Here is a 15358-nt window from a genome sequence, read left to right on the forward strand (position 1 = left end):
AAACCCCCAATGCACCAGCAGGGTGCAGCCGTTACAGTCACGGCACTCGAAAGCGCGCTTCGGTGTGCCAAGCGAGGGGCCCGAGGAGACAACCTTTCTATCAAGAACCACATTCAAAACACCCAACGAGGTGTGAACCCTTTCAGGCGCTGGCGATCCCAGCGCCTTTTTCTTGCCCGCTCGATCCTGAGCGGTCCTGAATCGATAGCAGGCCCGGTGCGACAATCCTGCGATGGAATGGATTTTGATGACCCTGGCCTCGCTGCTCGCGGGCTTTGTGGATGCGATCGTGGGGGGCGGTGGACTGGTGATGGTGCCCGCGCTATTTGCAGCTTTTCCGGGGGCGCCCCCGGCCACGCTGCTGGGCACCAACAAGGCGGCCTCGGTCTGGGGCACCGCCATGGCCACCTGGCAGTACAGCCGCAAGGTGCAGATCCGCTGGTCGGCCATGCTGCCGGCCGCAGCCGCCGGTTTTGCCGGCTCGTTCGTGGGCGCCTGGGCCGTCACCGTGGTGTCGGCCGAATTCCTGCGCAAGCTGCTGCCCCTGGTGCTGCTGGGCGTGTTGCTCTACACCCTGGCCAAGAAGGAGTTGGGGCGGCACCACACCCCCCGGTTTGCCGGCCGGGCCGAGGTGATCGCCGCCTGCCTGATTGGTGTGCTCATCGGCTTTTACGACGGGTTCTTTGGCCCGGGCACCGGCAGCTTCTTCGTCTTTTTGTTCGTGCGACTGCTGGGCTATGACTTTCTGAATGCATCGGCGTCGGCCAAGCTGCTCAACTGCGCCACCAACATCGCCGCCATTGCGTTGTTTGCCGCCAAGGGCCATGTGTGGTGGCACTTTGCGGTGACGCTGGCCGTGGCCAACGTGCTGGGCAGCCTGCTCGGCACCCACATGGCGCTCAAGCATGGCACCGGCTTTGTGCGGGGCATCTTCATCGTGGTGGTGAGCACGCTGATCCTGAAGACGGGGTACGACGCTTTCCTGCGGTAGGCCGGCTCTTCACGCACCAGGTGTCGCTTGCCAGGGTGGCACCCAACTTGCAACGTGCTGCACGGCCTACCACCAGGGCGCCCCGAGGTCATCGGGGTTGCCCTGCATGGCCCGAATGTGAACGCGCGTCCTATAATTTCCGCACGTTTCCGTTTGATGACGAGGCCCATCGCCAATGGCGATGTCCGCATCCACCCGCTCCGGCCTGCCTACCCGCAGGCCGGATTTTTTGTACCTGAACCACCCCCACAGGAACCTGTCATGCAATTTTTCAAGTCTGCCGTTGTCACCGCCGTGGCGCTGTGCGCTGCCCTCACCGTCCAGGCCCGCACGCTGGACGAAATCAAGAAGGACGGCAAGATCATCGTGGCCACCGAGGGCCAGTTCGCCCCCTTCAACTACTTTGAAGGCACCAAGCTCACAGGTTTTGAAGTGGAAGTGGCGGAGCTGGTGGTCAAGAAGATGGGCCTCAAGCTCGAATGGAAGACCCTGGGCTTTGACGCGCTGCTGACCGGCCTGGGCCAGAACCGCTGGGACGCCGTGATCGCCTCGCACGGCGTGACCGACGAGCGCTCCAAGGCCGTGACCTTTGCCAACCCCCACTACTGCTCGGGCGGCATCATCGTGGCCATGGACGACAAGATCCGCAACGCCAAGGACCTGACCGGCAAGGTCGTGGCCGTGCAAACCGGCACCAGCTACTTGGAGCAGGTCAAGAAGGTCAGCGGCGTGAAGGAAGTGAAGAACTTCCCGCAAGACACCGACGCTCAGCGCGCCCTGATCTCCAAGCGCGTGGACGCCTGGGTCAGCGACAAGTTCGTGGCCAAGGAAGCCGCTGCCAAAAACGCCAAGGCCGGCTTCAAGCTGGGCGACATGCTGTTCATCGAGCGCATCGCCCCCGCCATGGCCAAGGGCAACACCGGCCTGGCCGATGCCTGGAACAAGGCGTTCACCGAAGTGCTGGCCGATGGCAGCTACGCCGCCGTCTCCAAGAAGTACTTCAACGAAGACGTGCGCTGCAACTGATGTAAAAACGCGTCACGGGGTGCGCAGAGGGCCCAGGCCTGCTGCGCACCCTTTGCCGTTTCTGGTGGCGGGTGCATGATCGCCCCGCCCCAGTCCGATTTCCAACCAAGACCGTATGGTCGTCTGATCCATGCTTCTCGCTCTTTGGCCACAAGGCTGGTCCCGACAGCAGCGCAGCAATGCCACGCTGGTCGCTGCACTGGTCGTGATGGTGCTGGCCCTCTCGCTGCTGGGCCAATTGCTGTCGTTCTTTCCCGACCCCATCGGCCCCAACGCCCAGGCGTTTTCTGAAGGTGCGCGCACCACGCTGTGGCTCACGCTGGTCAGCGGTGCCGTAGGCCTGGTGCTGGGCACGGCCGCGGCGCTGGCCCGCACGGCCCGCTGGACGCCCGTGCGCTGGGTGTCTGGCGTGTACATCTGGGCCATTCGCGGCACCCCGCTCTTGGTGCAGATCCTGTTTGTGTACTTTGCGCTGCCGGTGCTGGTGCCCGGGTTGAACCTGCCAGACTTTGCCGCCGCCGTCGTGGCCTTGGGGCTGAACGTGGGCGCGTACAACGCCGAGGCACTGCGCGCGGGCCTGCTGGCCGTGCCACGCGGCCAGACCGAGGCCGCCCGGGCGCTGGGCCTGGGCCGCATGCATGTGTTCATGGATGTGGTGTTCCCGCAGGCGTTCAAGATTTCGCTGCCGCCGCTGGTGAGCAACTTTGTGGCGCTGCTCAAGGACTCGTCGCTGGCCTATGCCATTGGTGTGGTGGAGCTGACCAACGTGGGCAACCGCATTCAGTCGGCCACCTTCCAGCCCATCGCCACGCTGACCACGGTGGCCATCACCTATCTGCTGCTGACCACGCTGGTCACGCAGATCTCCAACGCCGTCGAGTACCGCTTTGACGTGGAGGGCCGCAACCAATGAACTCCAACGTTCGACCCAAGCCCTACATCGTGGCCGAGCGGGTGTGCAAGTCGTTTGGCGCGCACCAGGTGCTCAAGGACGTGTCCACCGTGTTCCACACCGGCGAGGTCACGGTGATCATCGGTGCCTCGGGCTCGGGCAAGAGCACGCTGCTGCGCGCCATCAACCGCCTGGAGCCCCACGACAGCGGGCGCATCACCATTGACGGCGTGGAGGTGAGCGACGACCACGCCACCCTGCAGCGCCAGCGCTGCGAGGTGGGCATGGTGTTCCAGCAGTTCAACCTGTTCGGCCACATGAGCGTGCTGGACAACGTGACGCTGGCGCCCCGCCGCATTCGCAAAACACCACGCCCGCAGGCCAACGACGAAGCCATGCAGCTGCTGCGCCGTGTGGGCATGCAGGACCACGCGCACAAGTACCCCTGGCAACTGTCGGGCGGGCAGCAGCAACGGGTGGCCATCGCCCGCGCACTGGCCATGCAACCCAAGGTGATGCTGTTTGACGAGCCCACCTCGGCGCTGGACCCCGAGATGGTCAAGGAGGTGCTGGACGTGATGCGCGGCCTGGCCCGTGGCGGCATGACCATGATCGTGGTCACCCACGAAATGGGCTTTGCGCGCGAGGTGGCCGACCGGGTGATGTTCTTCGACCAGGGCCGCATCGCCCACGACGCGCCGCCGCAGGAGTTCTTCAGCAACCCGGCCAACGACCGCATCCGCGCGTTCCTGGGCCAGGTCAGCCACTGATCAGAATCCGCGCCGCACTGCAAAGGCCGCCCGGGCAACCGGCGGCCCTTTTTTCTTTTGGGTATTAAGGAATTTGTCGATGCGTACTGAACGCTGGGGCCTGATGGCCCTGCTGGCCGTGACCGTGGTGTGGGGCACCACCTTCCCTGCGATGAAACTGCTCTCGGCGCACCTGGACGCGCTGCAGATCATCTGGCTGCGCTTTGTGATTGCACTGCTGGTGCTGGCGCCCCTGTGGCGCGGCATGCTGCGCCACGAGCGGCGCTGGGGCTGCGCTTTGGGCCTGCTGCTGTTCCTGGCGTTCTGGCTGCAGATCGAGGGTCTCGCGCGCACCAGTAGCAACCGCAACGCGTTTGTGACCGGCCTGAACGTGCTGGTGGTGCCGCTGATTGCCATGGCAGCGCTGGGGCGTCGCTATGGCTGGCGCCTGTGGGCCGCCTGTGGGATGGCGCTGGCAGGCATGGCGCTGATGTTCCACGAGAACGAGCCCTGGAACCTGGGCGATACGCTGACGCTGGCCAGCACCGTGTTCTATGCGCTGTACATCCTGGCGCTGGAGGAATGCGCGCGCCGCACGGCCGCACAGCCCCTGCGCGCCACCCGCATGGCCGCCGCCCAAGCCACGGTGATGGCCCTGGCCTCCACCGCGCTGCTGCTGGTGCAAAGCGGCAACATGGACTGGCTGCGCGCTGCGGCCCACCTGCCAGTGGACGCCCTGCTGGCCTTGCTGTACCTGGGCCTGCTGGCCAGCGTGGTGGTGGTGACGCTGCAGGCCTGGGGCCAGCAGCGTGTGGACGCCATGCGCAGCGCCATCGTGTTCGGGCTGGAGCCGGTGTTTGCCGCGCTCACGGCGTGGGTGTTGCTGGGCGAGCAGCTGGGCTGGGCCGGCCTGAGCGGGGCGGCGCTGATTGTGGCGGCCCTGGTGTTCAGCCAACTTCAGCCGTCACCGCGCACTGTCAGCGCCTAGGGCCCCTCTGCAAGCAAAAACAGCCGGTAGCGCTAGTCGATATTACGCTAGCAGCTATTATTTTGAGAGCAATCTAGCGTCTGATCATGGCGCCACCAGCGGCACCTCGCTGGCCTTGCGGGGCTTGCCGATGGGCGCACTGGCCTGGCCCTTTTGTACGGCGGCAATGTCTTCTTCGCTGGGGTATTCGCCCATCAGCCAGTAGTCAAACACGCGCCGCGCAATCGGGGCCGCATGGGCGGCGCCAAAGCCGGCGTTCTCCACAATGGCCGCCAGGGCGATGGTGGGGTTTTCGGCCGGTGCGAACGCGGCGAACAGCGAGTGGTCGCGCTGGTGCTCTTCCAGCGCCTTGGCGTTGTACTTCACGTTCTGGCCCAGGCTCACGGCCTGGGCGGTGCCCGTCTTGCCCGCCGAGGTGTAGGGCGCGCCCATGAACACCCGCGTGCCCGTGCCGCCCTTGTTCACCGCCACCAGGGCATTGCGCACCAGCTCCACGTTTTTGGCCTGGTAACCCAGGTTGATGCCAGGAGGCTGCACGATCTCGGTGATGGCGCCAGTGACCGCATTCTTCACCGCCTTGGCCATGTGGGGGCGATAGCGGATGCCCCCATTGGCCAGCGTGGCCTCGGCCAGTGCCAGCTGCAGCATCGTGAAGTTGTTGTAGCCCTGCCCAATGCCCAGCGACACCGTTTCGCCCGGGAACCAGCGTTTCATGTCGGCGCGTTTGTAGGTGTTGCGCTTCCACTCGGTGCTAGGCAGCGTGCCCCGCACTTCGCCGTTGAGGTCGATGCCCGTGGACTGGCCGAAACCCAGCGGCTTCATGAAGTCGTGGATGGCATCCACACCCATGTCCACGGCCAGCGAATAAAAGTAGGTGTTGCTGGAGAACTGGATGGCGCGGTGCATGTCCACGCCCCCCAGCCCGCCCTCGTGGCTGCGGAAGGTGTGGCCGCCGAAGGTGTAGAAGCCGGGGTCGTTCACCACCAGGCTGGGCGAGCGCTTGTTCAGCTGCAACGCCGCCAACGCCATGAAGGGCTTGTAGGTGGAGCCGGGCGGGTAGGTGCCGCGCAGGGCCCGGTTGAGCAGCGGCTTGTCGATGGACTCATTGAGCGCGGCCCAGTTTTCGGCGTCAATGCCTTCGACAAACAGATTGGGGTCGAAGGTGGGCTTGCTCACCAGCGCCAGGATCTCGCCATTGCGCGGGTCGATCGCCACCAGCGCTCCGCGGCGGCTGCCATACAGCTCTTCGATGAGTTTTTGCAGCTTGATGTCGATGGACAGCATCACGCTGTCGCCGGGGGTGGCGGCGTGGCTGGAGAGCTTGCGCACGGCACGGCCACCCGCCGAGGTTTCCATCTGCTCCACACCGGTCGCGCCATGCAGGGCCGACTCGAAACTGTGCTCGATGCCGAGCTTGCCGATGTACTCCGTGCCCCGGTAGTTGGCCTCGTCCTCCGAGTCCTGGATGCGGGCCTTCTCGGTCTGGTTGATGCGCCCGATGTAGCCAATCGCATGGCTGGCCACGTCGCCCAGCGGGTAGTTGCGAAACAGCCGCGCCTTGATGTCCACACCCGGAAAGCGGTAGCGCTGGGCGGTGAAACGCGCCACCTCCTGATCCGTCAGGCGGGTGCGGATGGGCAGGGATTCGAAGTTGCGCGACTCTTCCATGAGCCGCTTGAAGCGGCGGCGGTCACGCGCCTGGATGTCCACCACCTTGGACAAGGCATCGATGGTCTCGTCCAGCACGCCGGCACGCGAGGGCGTGATCTCCAGCGTGTAGGCCGAATAGTTGGTGGCCAGCACCACGCCGTTGCGGTCCAGGATGAGCCCCCGGTTGGGCACGATGGGCACCACGGCCGTGCGGTTGCTCTCCGCCTGGGCTGCCAGGTCCTCATGGCGCACCACCTGCAGGTACACCAGGCGCGCCGCGACCAGGCAGAACGCCGCCATCACCACCAGGCCCACCACCAAGGCGCGCACCCGGAACCGCGAGGCGTCGGCTTCGCTGCTGCGCACCTCGGTCATGGCCTCACCCCTGAAAACACGGCCCAGAAGCTGGCTGCCTGTGTGACTGGCGCGGCCCAGGCCAGGGGACGCCTAGCAAGGGTCGCCCCGCCGCGAGCGCGCCGCAGCCCTTCCCGCAGTGCGCAGCGCTGCGAGAGAGGGGTGAGGCAGCGCTGCCGCTCAGGGGGTTGTTGCCTCATGTTCACAACGGCCGGTTCTGGTCTTTGTCGGGCGGGCGGCGCTGGGGCGCCAGCAGCACCCAGCTGGCCAGGGGCCACAGCAGCGCCTCCAGGAACGGGGCCAGAAAGCTCCAGAACCCCGGGAAAATTCCGCCCGCCGCCATGCGCAGCAGCAGCTCGATGGCATGGGCAACGGCAAACAGCGGAAACACCTGCAGCGCTTGCGACGGCACACTGAACCACAGCAAACGGCGGTGGATGGCGATAGCTCCGAACGACAGCACGGTGTAGGACAGCGCATGCTGGCCCAGCAGCGCAGACTGGCTCACGTCCATGCACAGGCCCAGCACGAAGGCCGCCCCCATGCCAATGCGCAGCGGCTGGTGCACGCCCCAGAACACCAGCAACACCATCAGCAGATCAGGCATCCACACCACGCGGCCCAGCGGCAGCATGTTGATGGCCAGACCCGCAGCCAGACTGGCCCAGATGAACACCGGGTTCACCGGCATCAGCAGGGGCTCACCCCGCGGCATGATCATCGCGGGCCTCCTTGTGTCGGGGTCATCGGGGCAAGGCGGCGGCTCATTTGCGGCCCCCGCGTTTGTTCGCGGGCGCGGCGGGGGCCGCATCCGGGCGGGGCAATTCGTTGTCGGCCAGGGGCTTGAGCACCACCACATGGCGCGCACCCTGCACCTGCGCCAAAGGCACGCAGTAGATGCGCGCAAACGCGGAGTCGGCACGACGCTCCACCTTCACCACGCGCGCCACGGGCAGGCCCGGCGCATACAGGCCGTCCACGCCGCTGGTGGTCAGCAGGTCGTCTTCGCGGATGTCCGCGTTGGCGGGCATGAAGCGCAGCTCCATGCCACCACCATGGCCCGCCACCGGGTCGCCATAGGCCACGCCACGCACGCCGGTGCGGATGTTCAGCACCGGAATCGCCTGGTCACGGTCCACCAGCAGCGTGACTTCGCTGACCAGCGGAAACACGCGGGTGACCTGGCCCAGCACACCGGCCTCGTCCATCACCGGAGCGCCCAGCTCCACGCCGCCCAGCTGCCCCCGGTCCAGCACCACACGGCGCGTGTAGGGGTCTGCGGTGTCGTAGATGACTTCGGCCGCCTGTGCGGGGGTCTGGAGCCGGTCGCGCAGCTCCAGCAGTTTGCGCAGCCGCTGGTTTTCCATGGCCAGCTGGTCGGCCTGGTTGGCGCGCTGGCCCATCACGGTCATCTTCTTGCGGGCGGCATCCAGGTCTTCTTGCGCGGTTTGCAACGACTGGAAATAGCTGCGCCCGTGACTCGCGAACTCCACCGGCTGCAGCATGAGCCACTGCACCGGGTACAGCACCGTGGCCACGGCCTGACGGAAGGGGCCGGTAATCTGAAAGCGTGCGTCGGCCACCATGAGGAACAGCGCCAGCGCACTGAACACGGCCAAACGCGACAGGGCCGAAGGGCCCTGTTTGAAGAAAGGGGGAGCGCTGCGCTCCAGAGTACCCAGGGGCATGGTGCGCAGCGGTCAGGATCTGCCGCGGGGAGCGGGCTCCACGGGCGGGTGCTCAGAAACAAGCATTGGAGCAGGTGCAGTCATGCAATTCAGAGCGCAAAAAAAGTGCCTGCAGCATACAGGCCTGCCGACTTACTCGCTCGTGAAAATGCTGCCCAGGCGGTCCATGCGCTCCAGGGCGATACCGCAGCCGCGCACCACGCAGGTCAGCGGGTCTTCGGCCACCAGAACGGGCAGGCCGGTTTCCTCGGCCAGCAGGCGGTCCAGGTCGCGCAGCAGAGCGCCGCCGCCGGTGAGCATCATGCCGCGGTCGGCAATGTCGGCGCCAAGCTCGGGGGGGGTTTGTTCCAGCGCGTTCTTCACGGCCGAGACGATCTGGTTGAGCGGGTCGGTCAGGGCTTCCAGCACTTCGTTGGACGAAATGGTGAAGCTGCGTGGCACGCCCTCGCTGAGGTTGCGGCCTTTGACTTCCATCTCGCGCACTTCGGAGCCCGGGAAGGCCGAGCCGATGTTCTTCTTGATGGCTTCGGCGGTGGGCTCGCCGATCAGCATGCCGTAGTTGCGGCGGATGTAGCTGATGATGGCTTCGTCGAACTTGTCGCCACCGACGCGCACACTGCCCTTGTAGACCATGCCGCCCAGCGAGATCACGCCCACTTCGGTGGTGCCGCCACCGATGTCCACGACCATGGAGCCCGAGGCTTCCGAGACGGGCAGGCCCGCGCCAATACCGGCGGCCATGGGCTCTTCGATCAGGTAGACCGCCGTGGCGCCTGCGGCCTCGGCCGCGTCCTTGATGGCGCGGCGCTCGACTTGCGTCGAGCCGCAGGGCACGCAGATGATGATGCGCGGGCTGGGGGTGAACAGCGTGCGCGGGTGCACCATCTTGATGAACTGCTTGATCATCTGCTCGGTGATCACGAAGTCGGCGATCACGCCGTCCTTCATCGGGCGGATGGCTTCGATGTTGCCGGGCACCTTGCCCAGCATGGCCTTGGCCTCGTGGCCTACGGCCTGGATGACTTTCTTGCCATGGGGCCCGCCTTCGTGGCGGATGGCGACAACGGAGGGCTCGTCGAGCACGATGCCTTTGTCGCGGGCGAAGATGAGGGTGTTGGCTGTGCCAAGGTCAATGGCCAGGTCGGTGGAGAAATACCGACGGAAAGCTCCGAACATTCAAAAATCCTCTCGGGCACGGCATGCGCGTCGGCCTGCCATCGCCAGGTATTCAGGGGGGTGTTTATGGGCTTTTTTCACGCAATTGACTCCCATTCCAGGAGCTTTGCGGCAAAGCCGGGATAATACCCCATCCCCTGTGAATAACTCCCTCCGGCGCAGCCCGGATCACAGCTTTACTTCTGGTTTCTCTAGATTCTCCTCCCTATGGCACTGACCCCCCAGGACATCGGCCGCATTGCCAACTTGGCGCGGCTTGAGCTGACGCCCTCCGAAAGTGAGCGCATGCTCACTCAGCTCAATGGCTTCTTTGACATCGTGGAACAGATGCGGGCTGTGGATACCTCGGGCGTCACGCCCCTGGCCCACCCCGTCGCAGCTATCCAGGACGTGGCCCTGCGGCTGCGCGAGGACGTGGCCAGCGAGCCCAACCAGCGCGAAGCCAACCAGCAAAGCGCCCCTGCCGTCGAACGAGGCCTGTTCCTCGTGCCCAAAGTGATCGAGTAAGAGCCCCGCCGCATGACTTCCACCGCATTGCATGACCTGGGCGTGGCCCAGCTGGCCACCGAGCTGCGCGAGCGCCGCGTCTCGGCCGTCGAGGCCGCCCAGCATTTCCTCGCCCGCGCGCAGGCCCACCAGAACCTGGGCGCCTACGTGGCCGTGAACCCGGACATCACCCTGGCCCAGGCCCGCGCCCAGGACGCCGCCATTGCCGCAGGCACCGCCGGCCCGCTGGCGGGCGTGCCAATCGCGCACAAGGACATCTTTGTCACCAAAGGTTTCCCCAGCACTGCAGGCTCGAAGATGCTCGCGGGCTACCAGTCCCCCTTTGATGCCACCGTGGTCACCAAGCTGGCCGACGCTGGCGCCGTGACGCTGGGCAAGCTCAACTGCGACGAGTTCGCCATGGGCTCGGCCAACGAGAACTCCGCCGTCGCCCCCGTGGGCTTTGACGCCCCCGCCCCGGTGCGCAACCCCTGGGCCACGGACCGTATCCCCGGCGGCTCGTCCGGCGGCAGCGCCGTGGCCGTGGCCGCGCGCCTTGCCCCGGCCGTCACCGGCACCGACACCGGCGGCTCCATCCGCCAGCCCGCGTCGTTCTGTGGCATCACCGGCATCAAGCCCACCTATGGCCGCGCCAGCCGTTACGGGATGATCGCGTTTGCCTCCAGCCTCGACCAGGCCGGCCCCATGGCCCGCTCGGCCGAAGATTGCGCGCTGCTGCTGTCCGCCATGTGCGGCCCGGACCCGGACCGCGACTCCACCAGCCTGGACATGCCCGCCGAGAATTTCAGCGCCAAGCTCAACGACAGCATCGAAGGCCTGCGCATCGGCATCCCCGCCGAGTTCTTTGGCGAAGGCCTGGCGCCCGATGTGCGCGCCGCCGTAGATGGTGCCCTGAAGGAATACGAGAAGCTCGGCGCCAAGCTCGTGCCCATCAGCCTGCCGCGCACGCAGCTGTCCATCCCGGTCTACTACATCATTGCCCCGGCCGAGGCGTCGTCCAACCTCTCCCGCTTTGACGGCGTGAAGTTCGGCCACCGCGCCAAGGACTACACCGACCTGGTGGACATGTACAAGAAGACCCGCGCCGAAGGCTTTGGCGACGAGGTCAAGCGCCGCATCATGATTGGCGCGTACGTGCTGAGCCACGGCTACTACGACGCCTACTACCTGCAGGCACAGAAGATCCGCCGCATGATCGCCGACGACTTCCAGAACGCGTTCAAGGAATGCGATGTCATCGCCGGCCCCGTGGCCCCCACGGTGGCCTGGAAGCTGGGCGACCACGGCAACGATCCGCTGGCCGACTACCTGGCCGACATCTTCACCCTGCCCGGCTCGCTGGCCGGCCTGCCCGGCATGAGCGTGCCCGCCGGTTTTGGCGAGGGGGGCATGCCCGTGGGCCTGCAGCTGCTGGGCAACTACTTCCAGGAAGCCCGCCTTCTGAACGCTGCGCACCGCCTGCAGCAAGCCACCGACTTCCACCTCCGCCGTCCGGAGGGCTTCTGACATGACCGCCAAACTGATCCATGGCTACGAAGTTGTCATCGGCTTCGAAACCCACACCCAGCTCGCCACCCAGAGCAAGATCTTCAGCCGCGCTCCCACCGCCTTTGGCGCCGAGCCCAACACGCAAGCTTGCGCCGTGGACCTGGCCCTGCCCGGTACCTTGCCGGTGATGAACCGCGAAGCCGTGGCCTGCGCTATCAAATTGGGACTGGCCCTCGGCTCCCACATTGCGCCCGTGAGCATTTTCGCGCGCAAGAACTACTTCTACCCCGATCTGCCCAAGGGTTACCAGATCAGCCAGTTCGAGATCCCGGTGGTGCAGGGCGGCGAGGTCGAGTTCTTTCTGGGTGACGAGAAGAAGACCGTGCGCCTGGTGCGCGCCCACCTCGAAGAAGACGCAGGCAAATCACTGCATGAAGACTTCATCGGCCAGAGTGGTATCGACCTGAACCGCGCGGGCACGCCGCTCCTGGAGATCGTGACCGAACCCGACATGCGCTCGTCCGAAGAGGCCGTCGCTTATGCCAAGGAGCTGCACAAGATCGTCACCTGGATTGGTATCTGCGACGGCAACATGCAGGAGGGCAGCTTCCGCTGCGATGCCAACGTGTCCGTACGCAAGCCTGGCCAGCCACTGGGCACGCGCCGCGAGATCAAGAACCTGAACTCGTTCAAGTTCATGCAGCAGGCCATCGACTACGAAATTCGCTGGCAGATCGAGCAGATCGAAGACGGTCATGCAATCCAGCAAGCCACCGTGCTGTTCGACCCCGACACGGGCGAAACCCGCGCGATGCGCACCAAGGAAGACGCGGCGGACTACCGCTACTTTCCAGACCCCGACCTGCCTCCGCTACACATTTCAGAGCAGTGGGTGCAGGATGAACGTGCGCAGATGGCCGAATTGCCTCGCACCATGGCCGCACGTTTTGTGGCGGACTATGGCCTGCCCGAGTACGACGCCACCACGCTCACGCAGAGCAAAGCCATGGCGGCATACTTTGAAGCAGCCGCCAAAGCCTGCAGCCAGCCCAAGCTGGCCAGTAACTGGATCATGGGAGAGGTGTCGCGCCGCCTGAATATGGCGGAGACCGGTATCGAGCAAGCTCCTGTGACTGCAGCGCAGCTGGCCGCATTGATCGGCCGCATTGCCGACGGCACGATCTCCAACAACGCCGCCAAGCAGGTGTTTGATGCGCTGTGGACCGGAGAGTCGACCGAAGTGGATGCCGTCATCGAATCCAAGGGCCTCAAGCAGATGAACGACTCCGGCGCGCTGGAGAAGATCATCGACGAGGTGATTGCCGCCAACCCCGACAACGTGGCGCAGTTCCGTGCGGGCAAGGACAAGGCCTTCAACGCGCTGGTCGGCCAGATCATGAAGGCCAGCAAGGGCAAGGCCAATCCGACGCAGGTCAACGAACTGTTGCGCGCCAAGCTGGCGGGCTGACGCGCAAGCCGACTGGCAACAACACCAACAACAAAGGGCCGCGAGGCCCTTTGTTGTTTAGATCGTCTCAAATGGGGTGGTGGACGTCGTAGGCCAAGGGCAAGGGAATTGCGCCCCGCCCGCGCGGCCCTCACCGCGTGGCGGCTGGAGCGGAGGCGTCGCTGGCAGGCGTTGTGCCCGGCAGCGGCATGCGCTGCGCATCCCACAGCTTGCGCAGCTGGGCCAGCTCCACGTCAAAGCGCTGGTGCACGCGGCGCTTTTCCTGGTCCTGCCCGGCAATGAAGCGCTGCTGCTCGGCAATGCTGTCTTCGTTCTCGGCAATCTTGCGGCGCAGCGCCATGGGGGCTTTGTTGGGGTCCTTCTTGTAGAACTCCATCTCCACATCGAAGGCTTTGCGCTGCTGGGCCAGTTCGACCAGGCGCTTTTCGGCGGTGGCGGTCACGTCATCGACGAGCTGAATGGCCGCAGCGCGCTCCACATCGTGCGTGGCCTTGTCGGGATAGCGGGCCGTCAGCGCGCGCTCGCGGCGGCGTTCTTCCAGCTCGCGGGCACGGGCTTCGGCCTCCTTGCGGCGCTGCGCCTCTTGCGCGGCGCGTTCCTGCTCGGTCAGCGAGGGGCCAATTTGCCGCCGCACGATGCCCGAGGGCCCGAGTTCCCGCTGCTCGCGGTCCAGGCATTCAGCGATCGGACGGTCGGCCGTCAGGCGCCGGCCATTGCGGTCCACGCAGGTGTAGATGCCGCCGGATGTCCCGGGGGCTTGCGCCCGCGCCCAATCAGCGCCCAGGGTGGCCAACAGAACCCCGCCCATGATCCACGCCGATTTGCTCAAACCATCTACCCCTCGTTGACGCCGTAACGCTGGCGGTAGGCCAGCACCTTTTCGTGGTGGGAACGCATCCCCTCTTCCCCATTTTTCTCAAGAAAGAGCAATAAGTCTGCCAGCCGTGAAATGGCACACACCTGCATGCCCAGTTGGTTGCGCACGTACTGCACCGCGCTGTGGTCCACGTCCTGGCCATTCTCGGTGGCTTTCTCCTGGCGGTCCAGCGCAATGGCCACTGCGTGGGGCGTGGCGCCGGCGGCGCGGATGATGGCGATGGACTCGCGGGCGGCCGTGCCGGCCGACATCACATCGTCGACGATGAGCACCCGGCCCTTGAGAGGCGCTCCCACCAGGGTCCCACCCTCGCCGTGGTCCTTGGCCTCCTTGCGGTTGTAGGCAAAGGGCACGTTGCGGCCCAGGCGCGCCAACTCCACCGCCACGGTGGCAGCCAGCGGAATGCCCTTGTACGCGGGGCCAAACACCATGTCGAATTCGATGCCGCTGGCCAGCAGGGCTTTTGCATAGAATTCCGCGAGCCGGCCGATCTTGCGGCCGTCATCAAACAGTCCGGCGTTGAAAAAATAGGGGCTCAGGCGCCCGGCTTTGGTCTTGAATTCGCCAAACCGCAGCACGCCCGACTCGACGGCAAAACGGACGAAATCCTGCGCCAGCTGGCCCTGTTCGGGGGTTTGCACGCCAACATCCACCATGGGGAAATCCTTGTTCAAGTTAACCAGCCTCAATCTCAATGGCATCCGCTCGGCCACCAGCAAAGGCGTGGAAAGCTGGATGGCAGCCACGCGGCCGGATTGTATTTGTGTGCAGGAAGTCAAGGCCCAGGCCGCCGACATGGCCAACCGCTTCGAGCGCCTGGCCGACCTGCAGGGGCACTTCCACTTTGCCCAGAAAAAGGGCTATTCGGGCGTCGGCATCTACACACGGCACGTGCCGTCGGATGTAGTCATTGGCTATGGATCGACCGAATTCGATGCAGAAGGCCGATACGTCGAGCTGCGTTTTGACACGCCCGCCCGCAAGCTGTCGATCATCAGTGCGTACTTTCCCAGCGGCTCGTCGGGCGAAGAGCGGCAGCAGGCCAAATTCCGCTTTCTGGCGGAGTTCCACCCCCACCTCATGCGCCTGAAGGCCGAGCGCGACTTCATCCTGTGTGGCGACATCAACATTGCGCACCAACAAATCGACCTCAAAAACTGGCGCAGCAACCAGAAAAACAGTGGTTTTTTGCCCGAAGAACGCGCCTGGATGACAAAGTTGTTGCACACAACTGATGAAGGCGGCGGCATCATAGACGTTTACCGTCAGTTACAACCTACCGCCACCGACACCGCCTACACCTGGTGGAGCAACCGCGGCCAGGCCTATGCCAACAACGTGGGTTGGCGGCTGGACTACCACCTGGCCACCCCTGCGATCGCGGCGCTGGCACGTGCTGAACATATCTACAAGGGCGAAAAGTTCTCGGACCACGCACCCATCACGGTGGACTACGCACTGACCCTCTGAGCCCTGCCCCAGCCCCTCTGCCCCGATGACCGAC

15 protein-coding genes are annotated in these 15358 nt (G+C 65.2%); 9 read left to right on the forward strand and 6 right to left on the reverse strand.

The genetic code is table 11. The annotated features are described in order from the left end of the window. Window positions 1-232: 232 nt before the first annotated feature. From AC07X4_RS19065 to AC07X4_RS19085, 5 genes are all read left to right on the forward strand, one after another. A complete protein-coding gene (locus AC07X4_RS19065; protein WP_056057479.1) occupies window positions 233-991 on the forward strand; it encodes a sulfite exporter TauE/SafE family protein in 759 nt (252 codons plus the stop codon). A 261-nt stretch (window positions 992-1252) separates the two neighbouring features. Continuing rightward, on the forward strand, window positions 1253-2017 hold the full coding sequence (locus tag AC07X4_RS19070) for an ABC transporter substrate-binding protein (protein ID WP_494740979.1): 765 nt from the start codon (window positions 1253-1255) through the stop codon (window positions 2015-2017). 130 nt (window positions 2018-2147) lie between these two features. Then, entirely contained in the window at window positions 2148-2930 is a 783-nt protein-coding gene (locus tag AC07X4_RS19075) for an amino acid ABC transporter permease (protein WP_494740980.1), read from the forward strand. Then, window positions 2927-3679 (forward strand): amino acid ABC transporter ATP-binding protein, encoded by a 753-nt coding sequence (locus AC07X4_RS19080; RefSeq protein ID WP_494740981.1) that lies wholly within the window; start codon window positions 2927-2929, stop codon window positions 3677-3679. Before AC07X4_RS19075 ends, AC07X4_RS19080 begins: the two co-directional genes overlap by 4 nt. A gap of 79 nt (window positions 3680-3758) precedes the next feature. Further along, complete coding sequence (locus AC07X4_RS19085; RefSeq protein ID WP_494740982.1) at window positions 3759-4646, forward strand: DMT family transporter; 888 nt, start codon at window positions 3759-3761, stop codon at window positions 4644-4646. A gap of 84 nt (window positions 4647-4730) precedes the next feature. Here AC07X4_RS19085 and mrdA read toward each other — a convergent pair whose 3' ends face one another. The 4 genes from mrdA to AC07X4_RS19105 all read right to left on the reverse strand — a co-directional run bounded on the left by mrdA (window position 4731) and on the right by AC07X4_RS19105 (window position 9514). Next, window positions 4731-6671: a penicillin-binding protein 2 gene (gene mrdA, locus AC07X4_RS19090; RefSeq protein ID WP_494740983.1), complete on the reverse strand. Its 1941-nt coding sequence runs from the start codon at window positions 6669-6671 to the stop codon at window positions 4731-4733. Window positions 6672-6852: 181 nt separating this feature from the next. Continuing rightward, on the reverse strand, window positions 6853-7371 hold the full coding sequence (mreD, locus tag AC07X4_RS19095; RefSeq protein WP_056057460.1) for a rod shape-determining protein MreD: 519 nt from the start codon (window positions 7369-7371) through the stop codon (window positions 6853-6855). A 43-nt stretch (window positions 7372-7414) separates the two neighbouring features. Beyond that, window positions 7415-8338, reverse strand: a complete 924-nt coding sequence (gene mreC / locus AC07X4_RS19100; RefSeq protein WP_056742141.1) for a rod shape-determining protein MreC — start codon at window positions 8336-8338, stop codon at window positions 7415-7417. A gap of 132 nt (window positions 8339-8470) precedes the next feature. Next, entirely contained in the window at window positions 8471-9514 is a 1044-nt protein-coding gene (locus AC07X4_RS19105; protein ID WP_008907364.1) for a rod shape-determining protein, read from the reverse strand. Window positions 9515-9721: 207 nt separating this feature from the next. Here AC07X4_RS19105 and gatC point away from each other — a divergent pair, with 207 nt between their 5' ends. The 3 genes from gatC to gatB are packed head-to-tail and all read left to right on the forward strand — an operon-like array spanning window position 9722 to window position 12977. Beyond that, the gene (gene gatC / locus AC07X4_RS19110; protein ID WP_008907365.1) at window positions 9722-10021 is read left to right on the forward strand and encodes an Asp-tRNA(Asn)/Glu-tRNA(Gln) amidotransferase subunit GatC; all 300 of its coding nucleotides are present in this window, start codon (window positions 9722-9724) and stop codon (window positions 10019-10021) included. Between the two features lie 12 nt (window positions 10022-10033). After that, complete coding sequence (gene gatA / locus AC07X4_RS19115; RefSeq protein WP_494740984.1) at window positions 10034-11527, forward strand: Asp-tRNA(Asn)/Glu-tRNA(Gln) amidotransferase subunit GatA; 1494 nt, start codon at window positions 10034-10036, stop codon at window positions 11525-11527. A 1-nt stretch (window position 11528) separates the two neighbouring features. Then, window positions 11529-12977: an Asp-tRNA(Asn)/Glu-tRNA(Gln) amidotransferase subunit GatB gene (gene gatB, locus AC07X4_RS19120; RefSeq protein WP_108499048.1), complete on the forward strand. Its 1449-nt coding sequence runs from the start codon at window positions 11529-11531 to the stop codon at window positions 12975-12977. A 130-nt stretch (window positions 12978-13107) separates the two neighbouring features. On the opposite strand, the gene AC07X4_RS19125 is transcribed toward gatB, so the two are convergent. Next, window positions 13108-13785: a DUF4124 domain-containing protein gene (locus AC07X4_RS19125; protein WP_056057449.1), complete on the reverse strand. Its 678-nt coding sequence runs from the start codon at window positions 13783-13785 to the stop codon at window positions 13108-13110. 26 nt (window positions 13786-13811) lie between these two features. After that, complete coding sequence (gene pyrE, locus AC07X4_RS19130) at window positions 13812-14510, reverse strand: orotate phosphoribosyltransferase (RefSeq protein WP_056057447.1); 699 nt, start codon at window positions 14508-14510, stop codon at window positions 13812-13814. Window positions 14511-14520: 10 nt separating this feature from the next. Between pyrE and AC07X4_RS19135 the strand changes: the two genes are divergently transcribed. Next, complete coding sequence (locus tag AC07X4_RS19135; protein WP_056057754.1) at window positions 14521-15324, forward strand: exodeoxyribonuclease III; 804 nt, start codon at window positions 14521-14523, stop codon at window positions 15322-15324. Window positions 15325-15358 lie beyond the last annotated feature (34 nt).

The organism is Acidovorax sp. GW460-11-11-14-LB4 (genome assembly GCF_059423685.1).

What these genes read in the sequence shown, in the direction of transcription:
- AC07X4_RS19065 (WP_056057479.1), top strand. Translation starts at nt 233, where the DNA reads ATGGAATGGATTTTGATGACCCTGGCCTCGCTGCTCGCGGGCTTTGTG.
- AC07X4_RS19070 (WP_494740979.1), top strand. Translation starts at nt 1,253, where the DNA reads ATGCAATTTTTCAAGTCTGCCGTTGTCACCGCCGTGGCGCTGTGCGCT.
- AC07X4_RS19075 (WP_494740980.1), top strand. Translation starts at nt 2,148, where the DNA reads ATGCTTCTCGCTCTTTGGCCACAAGGCTGGTCCCGACAGCAGCGCAGC.
- AC07X4_RS19080 (WP_494740981.1), top strand. Translation starts at nt 2,927, where the DNA reads ATGAACTCCAACGTTCGACCCAAGCCCTACATCGTGGCCGAGCGGGTG.
- AC07X4_RS19085 (WP_494740982.1), top strand. Translation starts at nt 3,759, where the DNA reads ATGCGTACTGAACGCTGGGGCCTGATGGCCCTGCTGGCCGTGACCGTG.
- mrdA (WP_494740983.1), bottom strand. Translation starts at nt 6,671, where the DNA reads ATGACCGAGGTGCGCAGCAGCGAAGCCGACGCCTCGCGGTTCCGGGTG.
- mreD (WP_056057460.1), bottom strand. Translation starts at nt 7,371, where the DNA reads ATGATCATGCCGCGGGGTGAGCCCCTGCTGATGCCGGTGAACCCGGTG.
- mreC (WP_056742141.1), bottom strand. Translation starts at nt 8,338, where the DNA reads ATGCCCCTGGGTACTCTGGAGCGCAGCGCTCCCCCTTTCTTCAAACAG.
- AC07X4_RS19105 (WP_008907364.1), bottom strand. Translation starts at nt 9,514, where the DNA reads ATGTTCGGAGCTTTCCGTCGGTATTTCTCCACCGACCTGGCCATTGAC.
- gatC (WP_008907365.1), top strand. Translation starts at nt 9,722, where the DNA reads ATGGCACTGACCCCCCAGGACATCGGCCGCATTGCCAACTTGGCGCGG.
- gatA (WP_494740984.1), top strand. Translation starts at nt 10,034, where the DNA reads ATGACTTCCACCGCATTGCATGACCTGGGCGTGGCCCAGCTGGCCACC.
- gatB (WP_108499048.1), top strand. Translation starts at nt 11,529, where the DNA reads ATGACCGCCAAACTGATCCATGGCTACGAAGTTGTCATCGGCTTCGAA.
- AC07X4_RS19125 (WP_056057449.1), bottom strand. Translation starts at nt 13,785, where the DNA reads ATGGGCGGGGTTCTGTTGGCCACCCTGGGCGCTGATTGGGCGCGGGCG.
- pyrE (WP_056057447.1), bottom strand. Translation starts at nt 14,510, where the DNA reads ATGGTGGATGTTGGCGTGCAAACCCCCGAACAGGGCCAGCTGGCGCAG.